Here is a 13,589-nt window from a genome sequence, read left to right as displayed (position 1 = left end):
CCCCCTTGGGGGGCAGCGACCCGCGCAGCGGCGGAGCGTGGGGGCTTAGTAGTCCCCACCGCCGGCCAGGCTTTCGAAGCGCGTGAGCATGTTCAGGAAAGCCAGCTTGACCGTGCCCGTGGGCCCGTTGCGTTGCTTGCCGATGATGATCTCGGCCACGCCCGGCTCCTTGCAGGCGTCCTTGGTGTAGTACTCGTCGCGGTAGATGAACATGATGATGTCGGCATCCTGCTCGATGGCGCCGGACTCGCGCAGATCGCTCATCATGGGGCGCTTGTCGGTGCGGGTTTCCACGCTGCGGTTGAGCTGCGAGAGCGCGATCACCGGGCACTGCAGTTCCTTCGCCAGCATTTTCAGGCCTCGCGAGATCTCGCCCAGCTCGGACGCACGGTTGTCGCCGTCGCCGCCGCTGCCGCTCATGAGCTGCAGGTAGTCGACCACGATCAGGCCCAATTTGCCGCACTGGCGCGACAGTCGGCGCGCGTTGGCCCGCAAGACGCTGGTGGTCAGGCCGGGCGTCTCATCGATGTGCAGCGACACGTTGCGCAATTTCTCAATGGCTTCGGTCAGGCGCGGCCATTCGTCATCGGTGAGCTTGCCGTTGCGAAGGTGGGTCTGGTTGATGCGGCCGATGGAGCCGACGATACGCACGGCCAGTTGGGATGCCCCCATTTCCATGGAGAACACCGCGACAGGCAGGCCTTCGTTGAGCGCCACGTGCTCGGCGATGTTGATGGCGAACGCGGTCTTGCCCATCGACGGGCGCGCAGCCAGCACCACCAGGTCGCCGGCCTGCAGCCCGGAGGTCATGCGGTCCAGGTCGACAAAACCGGTGGGCACGCCCGTGATGTCGTTCGGGTTGTCGGCCATTTCCTGCACGCGGTCGAGCAGGTCGACCACCAGCTTGTCCATGCCCTGGAAGCCCTCCTTCATGCGGGAGCCTTCTTCACCGATGTTGAAGATCTTCTGCTCGGCTTCGTCCAGGATCTTGTCGACCGCCTTGCCTTGCGTGTTGAATGCCGCAGTGGCAATTTCATCGCTGGCGGCCACCAGCTTGCGCAGGATCGCGCGCTCGCGAACGATCTCGGCGTAGCGTCGGATGTTGGCGGCGCTCGGCACGTACTGCGCCAGGGAGTTGAGGTAGGCCAGGCCACCCGCCTCCTCGGCCTTGCCCAGATTCTGCAGGTGCTCGAACACGGTCACCACGTCGGCCGGCTTGCTGCCATTGACCAGCGTGGCAATGGCCGAATAGGTCAGCCGATGCTCGTAGCGGTAGAAGTCGGAATCGGTGACCAGGTCGGCCACGCGGTCCCAGGCGCCGTTGTCCAGCAGCAGACCGCCCAGGACGCTGGACTCCGCTTCAATGGAATGCGGTGGCACCCTGAGCTGGGCGATCTGGCGATCACCGGCATCGCCATGACCTGCGTCGAAATCGGGAAATGGGTTGGAGAAAACGGCGGACATGAGGACTCTGGGCAAAGGACGATGGTACGCCCGGGGGCTTGTCCCGTGTGTGGGCAACCCTGTGGAAAACCAGTGCGCTTCTGGTGCAGAACACAGAAAAAAAGCCGCTACCCGAAGGCAGCGGCTTCCGGCAGGCGAACCTGCGTCGGGATCAGGCGGTTTCGCCGAGCACCGAGACGTTGACTTCGACGTTGACGTCGGTGTGCAGGTTGACGCTCACCGTGTAGTCGCCCACGTTCTTCAGGGGCCCATTGGGCATGCGCACTTGCGACTTGGCGACCTTGAAGCCTTGCTTGTTCAACTCTTCGGCCACGTCGTGGTTGGTCACGGAGCCGAACAGGCGGCCGTCCACACCCGCCTTCTGGGTCAGCTTGATCGTGACCGCAGCCAGCTTCTCACCCAGGGCCTGGGCTTCGGCGTGCTTGGCGGCCGCCACCTTCTCCAGCTCCGCACGGCGGGCTTCGAATTCGGCGATGGCGTTCTGGGTGGCGCGGCGGGCACGGCCTGAGGGAATCAGGAAGTTGCGGGCGTAGCCGTCCTTGACCTTGACCACGTCGCCCAGGGCGCCGAGATTGATCACTTTGTCGAGCAGGATGATTTGCATGTCAGGCTCTCTTTCAGACGCGATGCTGGTCGCTGTAGGGCAGCATGCCCAGGAAGCGAGCGCGCTTGATGGCGGTGTTGACCTGGCGCTGATAGAAGGCACGGGTGCCGGTCAGGCGGGCGGGAATGATCTTGCCGTTTTCGGCGATGAAGTCACGCAGGACGTCGATGTCCTTGTAGTCGACTTCTTCGACATTTGCCACGGTGAAGCGGCAGAAACGCTTGCGCTTGAAGAGCAGCGACTGGGTGTTGCGCTTGGGGCGCTTGTCTTTGTTGAAACGCTTGGGTGCAGCCATGATGGGCCTTCCTTCTAAATCTTGCTGAAATCCTGGATGTGGAACACCACGCCTTTGCCATTGCGCCCGTTCGCCATGAAGCCGTGAAATTCGCAAACCGTGTCGAGTCCCTGTCGGGAGAGGACTTCGGCTTGGGCACCAAAGGCCACCGCCTTCAGTTGCACTTTCACTTGCCTCGGGCTGTCCATCTCGACCACCTCCGACTCGTGTTCAAGCACGAGATTGACGGCGGGGATGCCTGCCGGTGTGTAGCGCAGGCTCTGGACCTGCACCACTGCGGCGGACAACTGGAGAAGGTTCACCCGGTGACGAATTCGCGCAGCGGGCTTACGCGGCGGCCTGTTCCTGCGGTTGGTGCTGCTGCTGGCCGGAAGGCTGCTGAAGCTTGCGGGCTTCTTCGCGCTCGACCGAACGCATCATGGCCGAAGGGCCGGTGTCGGCCTTCTTGCGCAGCACCGTCAGGTGGCGCAGCACGGCGTCGTTGAACTTGAACGCGTGCTCGAGTTCGGCCATCACGGCCTGATCGGCCTCGATGTTGACGCACAGGTAGTGGGCCTTGGACAGCTTGTTGATCTGGTAGGCCATCTGGCGACGACCCCAGTCTTCAACACGGTGGATCTTGCCGCCGCCGGCGGTGATCATGCCCTTGTAGCGTTCCAGCATGGCCGGAACCTGTTCGCTTTGATCCGGATGGATCAGCAAAACGATTTCATAGTGACGCATGGACTCTCCTTGTGAGTAAAAGCTGCCCCCAGCGTCGGTTGGGGTGCAGCAAGGCAAGCCCGCGATTCTAGCAAAAAACCCGGCCAGTCGCAAAACTGGCCGGGTTCCGAAGCATGGGCAGCGCCTGCGCGCCGCTCAGGATGGGTCAGGTTTCAGCGGAGGCGGGGCTCAGGCTGCCCTCAGGCTGGGGTAGCGAACGTGTTCCACCAGCTCCTGCACCTTGCGGCTGGGGGCCGGGGTGACCAGGCTCAGCAGGATGATGACGGCAAAGCCCAGGGGCACGCCGAACACACCGGCCGAGATCGGCTGGATGCCGAACCACAGCTCGATCGGCGAGGTGATGCCGAAGAGCCCGCGCATCCAGGGCTGGGTGGTGATCATGTACCAGAAGGTGACGCCCAGACCTGCCACCATGCCGACCGATGCGGCGATGCCGGTGGCGCGCTTCCAGAAGATGCCCAGCACCAGCGCCGGGAAAAACGCCGCAGCCGCGAACGAGAACGCCGCCGAGACCAGGAACAGGATGTCCGCCGGTTTCTGCGCCGCCACGTACGCTGCACACAAGGCCACGATCAGCAGGAGCATCTTGGAGATGGTCACGCGGCGTGCCGTGGAAGCGTTCGGGTCGATCATCTTGTAGTACAGGTCGTGCGACAGCGCGTTGGCAATCGTCAGCAGCAGGCCGTCGGCGGTGGACAGCGCAGCAGCCAGGCCACCCGCAGCCACCAGGCCAGACACCACGTAAGGCAGGCCACCGATTTCCGGCGTTGCCAGCACGATGATGTCGCCGCCGATGGTCATCTCGTTGAGCTGCAGCAGACCGTCCTTGTTGATGTCGGCCACCGACATCAGGCTTGGATCCACCTTGTTCCACGAGGCCACCCAGGCAGGTAGCTGATCGAACGGTGTGCCCACCAGCACGTGGAACACCTCGTATTTCACCAGCACCGCCAGGGCCGGCGCCGTGAAGTACAGCAGGAAGATGAAGAACAGCGACCACGTCACCGACTGGCGGGCTTCCTTCACGCTGGGCACCGTGTAGTAGCGCATCAGGATGTGAGGCAGCGCAGCCGTACCGATCATCAGGCAGAAGATCAGCGCCAGGAAGTTGCGGCGCGAGGTGTCGTAGGCTTCCACTGCCTTCGCGTCCCCATTCGGATCACCCGAGTACTGCTGGGCGTGCGGAGGCATGCCGTTGAGCGGTCGGGCTTTGGTGTCGGCTGCTGCCTTGGCACGCGTCCAGGCGGCCCTTGCGGCGGCTGCGTCTGCGGGCAGGTCCGCCACGGCCTTCTCTGCAGCAGAGATCTCCGCGGTCGGCGCATTGGCGGCGCGCAACTGAGCCAGGCGGCCCTCGGCGGCGGTCTTGTCAGCGGCGAGTGCAGCGGCAGGGTCCTTCAGCTTTTCGGCCAGGGCGGCTGAACGCTGCTTGAACACTTCGCGCACTTCCAGTTCCTTCGGATCGTTGGTCAGGAGCTTCTCCTTGGCCGTGACCTTCTCGAGCTGGAAACCGTAGATCGCTTGCGGCACCGGCACGCTGGTCTGCTTCACCGAGAGCCACACCACCGGGATCATGTAGGCCACGATCAGGATGATGTACTGCGCCACCTGCGTCCAGGTCACTGCGCGCATGCCACCCAGGAACGAGCACACCAGGATGCCGCCGAGGCCCAGGAAAATTCCGAGCTCGAAGGCCACGCCCGTCAGGCGCGAGGTGATGAGGCCCACACCGTAGATCTGCGCCACCACGTACGTGAAAGAGCACAGGATGGCGGCGAAGATGCCGATGAAACGCGGCAGGTTGCCGCCGTAGCGCTCACCCAGGAAGTCAGGAATGGTGAATTGCCCGAACTTGCGCAGGTAAGGCGCGAGGAACAGCGCCACCAGACAGTAGCCACCGGTCCAGCCCATGATGAAGGCCAGGCCGCTGTAGCCCGTGAGGTAGAGCGTACCGGCCATGCCGATGAAGGAAGCGGCCGACATCCAGTCCGCGCCCGTGGCCATGCCGTTGTAGACCGCTGGCACGCGTCGGCCTGCGACGTAGTACTCGGCCGCGTCGGTGGTGCGGCTCATGATGCCGATGCCGGCATAGAGGCCGATGGTGGCCAGCAGGAAGATGAAGCCGATCCACTCGCGTGAAAGGCCCAGCTGCTCCAGCACCGCCAGCACCACCACGAAGGCGAAGAAGCCGCCCGTGTACCACTTGTAGACCTTGTTGAGCTGTTGTTTGAACGCCCTGTTGGCGTCGCCGGAACTCATGCCGGCCTTGGTTTCGAACATGCCTGCCATGGTGTCAGTCCTCGGTTTCTTCAACACCGTGTTCGATGTCGAGTTTGTTCATGTACCAGGCGTAGTACCCAATGATCACGCAGTACACCACCAAGGCGCCCTGGGCTCCCATCCAGAAGCTGAACGGCCAACCAAAGAAGTTGAAGCTCAGCTCACGGGCGAAATAGCTCACGACGAACGTCACCACGAACCAGATTGCGAGCAATATGGCTGTGATGTTCAGGTTTTTCCGCCAATAGCGGCGGTGCTTGTCAGTCAGTTCCATGCGATCGACCTCCATCAACAAGACCCTTTCGGGCACGTCACGAACACCGCCCTGTCCCCCAAGGCAGCCTGCAACCGGTCCGCGTTTTTCGGTGAATGGCTGGCGCCACACACCCCTTTTGTCAGCAGCACAACGGCTGCGCGAAACCTCAGGTCGGGGCTTGTTCGCCCAGACCCGTCTCGCGCACCAGCTGTGCCGCCACTTTGGGCTCGAACCTGCGCAGGTGGTGAATGATCTTCACCGCCTCTTCAGGCTCTTGCCGGTCGACATGAACCCGGGCCAGCTGATACCAGCCGTAGGGGCTCATGGGTTGCAGTTCTGTGTTCTTGCGCAGCGCAGGCACGGCTTCGTCGAAGCGACGCTGGCGGATGAGGGCGAGGGCGAGGCCGTACCAGGCGCGGTCCAGCTTGGGTTCGATTTCGGTGGCGCGGCGAAAGGCCGCCTCCGCCTGCTCGAGCTCGCCCATTTCTTCGCTGAGGTAGCCCAGGTTGAACCAGCCTGCAGCCTGGTCGGGCGCAATGTCCACCAGGCGCCGCAGGGTCTGCAGTGCGGCGGGCTTGTCTCCCATCTCGGCGAGCACATGTGCCCGCGTGGCCAGAGCATGCAGGTTGGTGCCGTCGCTGGCGAGCTGCGCGTCGATCTGCTCCAGCGCCTGCTGCCGGCGGCCCAGCAGGAGCAGCGCCCGAACCAGCCAGCGGGCATACCAGCGGTTCAACGACGTCGTCATTGGCACAGCTGCACTCCGATCTTCAGGCAGTGGCTGACCTTGAACAGGGTGATGCCCACCCACAGGAAGGCCAGAAGCAGGAACGCCACCAGAGGCAGGTGGCGTTCAAGTACAACCTTGCGCGGCGTGACCAGCCGCGCCACCAGCACAAACGGCCGGCCCACCTGCTGCAGTATCTGGTAGAAGATGTTCTGGTCGCGCTTCTGCCCGGCCAGCAGGCCCAGGATCCATTGGCCAGCCAGCGCCAGCAAGGCGATTTCGGCAATGAGCTTGACGGCTGAAATGAAGAGCAACATGGGTGCGGCGGATGAGTTGGCGCCATTCTGGATTCAGAACTTACCGAGTTCTTACAAATCGTCAGGCGGCCGTCTTGAGGCAGGTCAAACCCTCTGAGGGAAAACCCGAGGTAACTTGAGCAAGCTCTTCAACGGTTCACCAAACGCAAGCTTTCCACTTCATGTCCACCCCCATCCGAACCCTGCTGCGCCGCGCACCCGTGACCGTATCGCCCGGCCTCACCATCCGCGAGGCGGCGATGATCATGAGCGAGCAGCGGGTGTCCTCGGTGCTCATCGTCGAGCAGGAGGCTCTGTTTGGCCTCGTCACCGACCGCGACCTGCGCAACCGGGTGCTGGCCACCGGCCTGGACCCGGGCAGGCCGATCGTGGACATCGCCACGCTGGCGCCACTGACCATCGGAGTCGACCAGACTGCGTTCGACGCCACGCTGCTCATGGCGCAGCACAACATTCACCACCTCCCGGTGATGGAAAGCGGGCGCATCGCAGGGATGATCAACGCCACGGATCTCACCGAACAGCACAGCACGTCTGCCGTGTACCTGGCGGGCGACATCCACAAGCAGCGCACCTTGGAAGGGCTTCAACAGGCCAGCGGCCGCATCGGCCGCCTGCAGCAGACGCTCGCCGAGTCGGGCGCTTCGGCCTACAACACGGGGCACGTGATCACCGCCATCACGGACGCCATCACTGCGCGACTGTTGCAGCTGGCCGAGGTGCAACTGGGGCCGGCACCGGTGGACTATGTCTGGGTCGCCGCAGGCTCGCAGGCGCGCAACGAACAATCGGCCAGGACCGATCAGGACAACTGTCTGGTGCTCGACGACGACTTCGACGAGGGACTGCACGGCGAATACTTCAAGGCATTGGCCACCAGCGTCTGCGACGGGCTCAACGCCTGCGGCTTCGTGCATTGCCCCGGCGAGATGATGGCCATGACCGATGCGTGGCGCCAGCCGCGCCGCCGCTGGGCGGACTACTTTGCGCGCTGGACCGGCCAGCCCGACCCGAAATCGCTCATGCTGACCTGCGTGTTCTTCGACATGCGGGCGATCCAGGGCAAGAGCGAGCTCCTCGAGGACCTGCGTGACGACGTGCTGCAACGCACGCAGGGCAACAGCATCTTCCTGGCGCACCTGGTGAGCAACGCGCTGGACCACGTTCCCGCGCTCGGCTTGTTCAAAGGCCTTTCGGCGCAACGCAGCGGCGAGCACAAGGGAACCATCGACCTCAAGCACAACGGCATCGTTCCCATCGTGGACCTGGCTCGGGTGTATGCGCTGGCCGGCGGGCACGGCGCGGTCAACACGCACGACCGGCTCGTGGTCGCCCCTTCGGGTGGTGGCATCAGCGAGCAGAGCGCGCGCGACCTGCGCGACACCCTGGAGTTTCTGGGAACCCTGCGGCTGCAGCACCAGGCGCGCCAGATGGAGCAAGGCGTGCCGCCCGACAATTTCCTCGATCCGCAGGAAGTCTCGAACTTCGAGCGCACCCAGCTCAAGGACGCCTTCAGCGTCGTGCAGACGCTGCAGAGCGTGCTGGGCCAGCGCTTCCAGGCGGGCCGTTTCTAGCGTTCAGTACTTCAGACGAGCGTAGTAGCTCTTCTGCGCGGCTTCGCGCGCCTGGCCCAGCGTGACGATGCCGCGCTCGGCCAGCAGCGGCACCAGCTTGATGAAGATCTCCGCTGTGACGATGGCGTCGCCCATGGCGGTGTGCCGCCCGATGACGGGCACGTTGAAGCGCTCGGCAATGGCCTCGAGCCGGTGCGACTCCTGGTTCGGATGGATCACGGCCGAGAGCAGCAGTGTGTCGAGTACCGGCTGATCGAACACCACGCCCGTGGTCTTTTCCTTGAGCTGCAGGAAACGCATGTCGAAAGCCGCGTTGTGCGCGACCAGCACGGTGTCCAGCGCAAACGCGTGAAATGCAGGCAGCACCTCCGCGATCACGGGTTGTCCCGCCACCATCTCGCGGGTGATGCCATGGATCGGAACGGACGCGGCCGAGATCGTGCGCCGGGGATCGATCAGTTGTTCGAAGCATTCCTGGTGCAGCAACTTGCCATTGACGATGCGCGCTGCGCCGATCTGGATGATCTCGTCCTGCGCGGGATCGAGACCTGTGGTCTCGGTATCGAACACGGTGTAGACCAGATCACCGAGGCGTCGCTCGTCCAGCGAGCGGGTCTGTTCCGTTGTCTTGAAGAGATCGAAGTCGTAGTACTCGGGCCGGCTTTCCTGGCGCACAAAGGTGCTGGCCGGTACCTGCGCCTGGGGCTCGGCCATGGGCAGCAGGAAGCGGAAGAAGGCGTGGTGGCGCGTGCGTTCGCGCTCGAACCAGAATGCCCCGGCGTGCCGGTCGACCACGTCGCGCACGGTTAGGCGCAGGCTTTCGCCGCCCACCCTCATCGCGTCCAGTTCCCAGCTCATCACGGTCTCGGTGCTCATCACCTGGCCCGACCAGATCAGGTCGAGCTGGGCCTTGCCTGCGCTGCCGCTGGCAGGCGACAGGCGCAACTGCACGAAGCGCACGCCGAACTCTTCGGCCAGGCGGCCCGAGAGGTACACGAGCGCCTGCAGCAACGAAAAACTCTCCACCTTGAGCCAGAGCGCTGGATCGACCTCGAGCAGCGAAGCCGGGAGACCCGTCACGGTCTCGATGCGTCGCATCGCTGCCCCGACGAGGTCGGCTCCCAGCATGTCCTCCAACGGCCACCGCGCCTTGAGCGCGCGCGCGGCGTCGGCCTCGAGGGAGCCAATTCGCTGGGCGAGTGCGCGAGTTTCCTCTCGAATCACACGCTGGAAGCGCTCGCGCGTCGACGCCTCCAGGTCGGGATAGTCGAGCACGTCCAGTGCCGCCTGCATGTTGGCCAGTGCCGAGCGGCTGCCCTCGGTCAAGGCGTGCATCACCTGGTCGCGAGCTGACTCGGCTTCGAACTCGCTCGTGATGTTGTCGAGCATCAGCACGAAACCGGTGAGCTCGGCCCGGTCGGCCACCGAATCCTCGGTCTGCGGCAAATTGGAGGCCTGCACGGATCTGACCGGCGCCATCTGAACCCGCAGCAACTGACCTGCCGCCGTGGTGGTGACGAACTGCGCAGACGCTTCGCCCGCGCCGCGCAGCATGCGCTGCTGGATGTTCTCCAGGGCGTGGGCCACCAGCTTGCGATCGAACACGGCGTAGATGGAGCGGCCGAGCCCGATCAATTCGGCGCCGCCGGCCACCTCAGGCGCCAGCGACAGGGCCTTGAACTGCACGCGCGCGCGCTGGTTGTAAAGCAGGATGCGGCCATCCAGGTTGCACACGACCACGCTCTGCGTGAGCTCGGACATGAGTGCGGCCAGCCGGCTGCGCTCCTGCTCGATGCCGTGGCTGACTTCCGCCACCCGCGCATCCATGTCCTTGCGAAGCCGGCTCCGCTGGGCCACCAGTTGTTCGATGACCTGGGCCAGGGCGCGGTTCTCCGCGCTGCCCTGTGGCGTCAAGCCGCGCTCCACTTCCGTGTTCACCAGCAACCTGCCCTCCTCCGCCAGGCGCGCAGCGGGCTCCACATAGGCCCTCAGCAGGGCCCGCACCGCCCAGGCCATGGCGAGCAGTCCCACCACCAGCATGAGCGCGAGCAGCACTCCAGCGGACTCCAGCGCGCGCACGAGCAACGGTTTGAACTGGAGGCGAAGCGTCGTGTTGAGAGACGACCAGGCCATGAAAACCGAGAACGACAGCCAGGCCAACACGCCACCGGCCAGGGCAGCGACGCCCAGCACCAGTCGACGGTCCACGCCCGTCCGTTTCATGGCGCCGGCTCCAGCATCTCCTTGACCTTCTGCACCAGTTCCCGGGTGGAGAACGGCTTGGTCATGTAGGCATTGGCCCCCAGCGCCAGGCCTTTGGCCACGTCGGTGTCGCGCCCCTTGGCGGTCAGCATCACGATCAGCGTATCGCGCAAGGTCTCGCTGTTGCGCACCTCGTGGCAGACGTCGAAACCGGTTTTCACCGGCATCATCACGTCCAGCAGCACCAGCGCCGGCCGTTCCCGGGCAATCGCGTCGATGGCTTCCTGGCCGTCGCGCGCCAGCACCACGTCGTAGCCCTCGCGCTTCATGAGGAACTCCAGCGAGATCAGGATGTTGGGTTCATCGTCTGCAATCAGGATCTTGGTGCTCATGGTGTCTCTCCTGGCGTCTGCGAGTCGTTCGGCCGCCGGCGCGGCAGCGAAAAGCCGAACGCCGATCCTTCGCCGGGCGTCGAGCGCAACCACATGCGCCCGCCGAAGTGCGCCACGATCTGGCGGCTGATGGGCAATCCCAGGCCGGTGCCGCCCGGCCGGTAGTGGGCATCACCACCCACCTGCCGGAACTTCTCGAACACCATGGCCTGCTGCTCGGCAGCAATGCCCGGGCCATTGTCACGCACTTCCACCTCCACGCCGTCCTCGTCTTCCTTCAGGCTCAGCACGACCCGCCCGGTGGCGCGTGGCGCGTATTTGGCGGCATTGGAGAGCAGGTTGAGCACCACCTGGGTCAGCCGGTCGGCATCGGCCTGGATCGGCCGCACGCGTTCGGGCAGATCCAGCTCCAGCGCAATGCCCTGCTCGCGGCAGGTCTCGGCCATGGTGCGCGCCGCCTGCTCGAGCAGCTCGCGCAGGTCAAGCGTGGTGGTGTGCCACTCGGCGTGGCCGGATTCGATCTTGGCCATGTCCAGCACCTGGTTGACCAGGCGGCTCAACCGCTCCGTCTCGCCCACGATGATGCCCACGAATTGCTGTCGCTGTGCGGTCTCCATCCTGTCATCGTCGCGCATCAACTCCGCCAAGGCCCTGATCGATGTCAAAGGCGTGCGCAGTTCGTGCGTCACGGAGGACATGAAGTCGTCCTTGAGCCGGTCGAGGCTCTTCAACTGTTCGTTGGCCTGTCGAAGTTCCGCGGTGGCCCGCTCCAGGGAGCGCGACTTGTCTTCCAGAGCGTGCGAGTAGGCCCGCAGCTGGGAGGCTTCGTCCAGGATGCGCATCACATCGTCCAGGTCCAGCGCCTCTTCTTCCACCACCGAAGCCACCATCACCCGGGCCGACGCACTGCCGATGGCGCCTGCCAGCTGCGTCTCCACGAAATGCACCAGCCGGGCATCCGCCGGAATCTGGTCGATGCGCGCCACGCCCAAACGCCGGGCATAGCTGGAAAACAGGCGCTCAGCCACATCCACCCCCAGGAAGCGGCCCGCCAGCGGGAGCAGCGCGGACACCTGGGCCTTGCCCTGCCAGAACACCGGACGTGGCCCCGATGCGCGGTGGAACACGTCGACAAACAGCAGCGCCTGGCTGGTTTCCCGGGCAGTGGGTGGGCGCCACAGCGAAACGCCCACATAGCCCGCCAGATTGGCTGTCAGGCTCCAGAAGAGCGAATGCGTGATGTTGTCCAGGCCGCTGAGACCGAGAAAGGCTTCGGGTTTGAGCAGCGTGACGCCCAGCACGCCGTGCTCGAGGAAGCCGCCGGGGAACCAGCCGGACTTGGCCAGCGAAGGCAGCATGAGCGTGTAGGCCCAGAAACCGAAGCCCAGCAGCAGACCGGTGAGTGCCCCACCGCGTGTGCCGCCTTTCCAGTACATGCCACCCAGCATGGCGGGTGCGAATTGCGCCACGGCGGCAAAACTGATGAGGCCAATGCTCACCAGTGCATAGGCTTCCCCCGCCAGGTGGAAATAGAGGTAGCCGAGCAGCAGGATCCCGAGGATGGCGAGACGGCGGATCAGGAGCAGCAGCGCGGTCAGGTCGCCACTGGCCCGCGCGCCGAATCGACGCATGCGCAGCAACAGCGGCATGACGAGATCGTTGCAGACCATGGTGGAGACCGCGATGGCCTCCACGATCACCATGCCGGTGGCGGCCGAGAGACCGCCGACAAACGCGAACAACGCCAGGGCGTGGTGGCCTTGAGAAAGCGGCAGTGACAGCACGAAGGTCTCCGGATCCATCTGCCCCGGGCCGAAGTGCAGCAATCCGCCCACCGCAATCGGCAGCACGAACAGGTTGATCAGCAACAGGTAAAGCGGAAATGCCCAGACCGCACGCCGCAGGTGGCGTTCGTCCACGTTCTCCACCACCATCATCTGGAACTGGCGCGGCAGGAAGATCACCGACAGCATCGCCAGCAGCGTGTGACCCAGCCACTGCGCATACGCGAAAGGCTGACCCTGGTCAAAGCGCAGCAGGCGGCTGAGTTCGTCGATCGCCTCGGCCTGGCCGAACAGCGCGGCCGGGCTGCCGAACAGACCAAACGCCACAAACAGGCCGACCGCCAGGAATGCCACCAGCTTGACCACCGATTCGAACGCAATAGCCGCGACCAGGCCTTCGTGCCGCTCGGTGCTGTCCAGGTGGCGGGCGCCGAACACGATGGTGAATCCCGCCAGCGCGATGGCCACGTACAGCGTGCTGTCGTTCCACCACGCCACGTTCTGGGTGGTCGCCTCGCCCAGCGGCAAGGTCAGCACCGCATAGCCACTGGCGATCGCCTTCAACTGCAAGGCGATGTAGGGGACGATGCCGACCACGGTGATGAGCGTGACCAGGCCGGCGAGCAACTGGCTCTTGCCATAGCGGCTGGCAATGAAGTCCGCGATGGAGGTGATGCGCCAGGTCTTGGCGATGCGGATCATCTTGCGCACCACCATCCAGGCCAGCAGCATCGCCAGCATGGGACCGAGGTAGGTGGGCAGGAACCACACGCCGGACGTGGCCGCGCGACCCACACTGCCGAAATAGGTCCAGGCGGTGCAGTACACCGCGAGCGACAGCGCATACACCCACGGGCTGGCGATCACGGAGCGGCCCTGCGCGGCCCGCAAGTCGGCCCAGTGCGCCACTGCGAACAACAGCAGCAGATAGGCAAACGAGACGCCGATGACCAGCGGGGCGGACAGCATGGCTCAGG

Annotated in this window: 13 protein-coding genes; 1 reads left to right on the top strand and 12 read right to left on the bottom strand. The window is 64.6% G+C overall.

Annotated features, from left to right (window positions below; genetic code table 11):
* Positions 1-45: 45 nt before the first annotated feature.
* From dnaB to ACTIEY_RS08190, 9 genes are all read right to left on the bottom strand, one after another.
* Positions 46-1,464, bottom strand: coding sequence for a replicative DNA helicase (gene dnaB, locus ACTIEY_RS08230; RefSeq protein ID WP_439518633.1), 1,419 nt, complete (start codon positions 1,462-1,464; stop codon positions 46-48).
* Positions 1,465-1,615: 151 nt separating this feature from the next.
* A complete protein-coding gene (rplI, locus tag ACTIEY_RS08225) occupies positions 1,616-2,068 on the bottom strand; it encodes a 50S ribosomal protein L9 (RefSeq protein WP_439518632.1) in 453 nt (150 codons plus the stop codon).
* 13 nt (positions 2,069-2,081) lie between these two features.
* The gene (rpsR, locus tag ACTIEY_RS08220; RefSeq protein ID WP_066270073.1) at positions 2,082-2,363 is read right to left on the bottom strand and encodes a 30S ribosomal protein S18; all 282 of its coding nucleotides are present in this window, start codon (positions 2,361-2,363) and stop codon (positions 2,082-2,084) included.
* Between the two features lie 14 nt (positions 2,364-2,377).
* Entirely contained in the window at positions 2,378-2,665 is a 288-nt protein-coding gene (priB, locus tag ACTIEY_RS08215; protein WP_439518631.1) for a primosomal replication protein N, read from the bottom strand.
* Positions 2,666-2,690: 25 nt separating this feature from the next.
* On the bottom strand, positions 2,691-3,086 hold the full coding sequence (gene rpsF, locus ACTIEY_RS08210; protein WP_439518630.1) for a 30S ribosomal protein S6: 396 nt from the start codon (positions 3,084-3,086) through the stop codon (positions 2,691-2,693).
* A gap of 168 nt (positions 3,087-3,254) precedes the next feature.
* Positions 3,255-5,372, bottom strand: a complete 2,118-nt coding sequence (locus ACTIEY_RS08205; protein WP_439518629.1) for a sodium:solute symporter family protein — start codon at positions 5,370-5,372, stop codon at positions 3,255-3,257.
* A 4-nt stretch (positions 5,373-5,376) separates the two neighbouring features.
* Complete coding sequence (locus ACTIEY_RS08200) at positions 5,377-5,637, bottom strand: DUF4212 domain-containing protein (protein WP_439518628.1); 261 nt, start codon at positions 5,635-5,637, stop codon at positions 5,377-5,379.
* Between the two features lie 148 nt (positions 5,638-5,785).
* Positions 5,786-6,364, bottom strand: coding sequence for a tetratricopeptide repeat protein (locus ACTIEY_RS08195; protein WP_439518627.1), 579 nt, complete (start codon positions 6,362-6,364; stop codon positions 5,786-5,788).
* On the bottom strand, positions 6,361-6,660 hold the full coding sequence (locus ACTIEY_RS08190; RefSeq protein ID WP_439518626.1) for a hypothetical protein: 300 nt from the start codon (positions 6,658-6,660) through the stop codon (positions 6,361-6,363). Before ACTIEY_RS08190 ends, ACTIEY_RS08195 begins: the two co-directional genes overlap by 4 nt.
* Positions 6,661-6,821: 161 nt before the next feature.
* On the opposite strand from ACTIEY_RS08190, the gene ACTIEY_RS08185 reads away from it, so the two are divergent.
* Complete coding sequence (locus ACTIEY_RS08185) at positions 6,822-8,234, top strand: putative nucleotidyltransferase substrate binding domain-containing protein (protein WP_439518625.1); 1,413 nt, start codon at positions 6,822-6,824, stop codon at positions 8,232-8,234.
* A gap of 3 nt (positions 8,235-8,237) precedes the next feature.
* Here ACTIEY_RS08185 and ACTIEY_RS08180 read toward each other — a convergent pair whose 3' ends face one another.
* From ACTIEY_RS08180 to ACTIEY_RS08170, 3 genes are read right to left on the bottom strand one after another with little or no spacing between them, the layout of a single operon-like run.
* Positions 8,238-10,457 (bottom strand): exonuclease domain-containing protein, encoded by a 2,220-nt coding sequence (locus ACTIEY_RS08180; protein ID WP_439518624.1) that lies wholly within the window; start codon positions 10,455-10,457, stop codon positions 8,238-8,240.
* Positions 10,454-10,828 carry a response regulator transcription factor gene (locus tag ACTIEY_RS08175; RefSeq protein ID WP_439518623.1) on the bottom strand — a complete coding sequence of 125 codons (375 nt, stop codon included), beginning with the start codon at positions 10,826-10,828 and terminating at the stop codon, positions 10,454-10,456. The genes ACTIEY_RS08180 and ACTIEY_RS08175 overlap by 4 nt, the downstream gene beginning before the upstream one ends.
* Positions 10,825-13,581, bottom strand: coding sequence for an ATP-binding protein (locus ACTIEY_RS08170; RefSeq protein WP_439518622.1), 2,757 nt, complete (start codon positions 13,579-13,581; stop codon positions 10,825-10,827). The genes ACTIEY_RS08175 and ACTIEY_RS08170 overlap by 4 nt, the downstream gene beginning before the upstream one ends.
* Positions 13,582-13,589 lie beyond the last annotated feature (8 nt).

It is taken from the genome of Hydrogenophaga sp., assembly GCF_051858985.1.
In the GTDB taxonomy this organism is placed as follows: domain Bacteria; phylum Pseudomonadota; class Gammaproteobacteria; order Burkholderiales; family Burkholderiaceae_C; genus Hydrogenophaga.
Note: the sequence above shows the minus strand (reverse complement) of the source record. Positions and strands in the feature narration are given on the sequence as shown.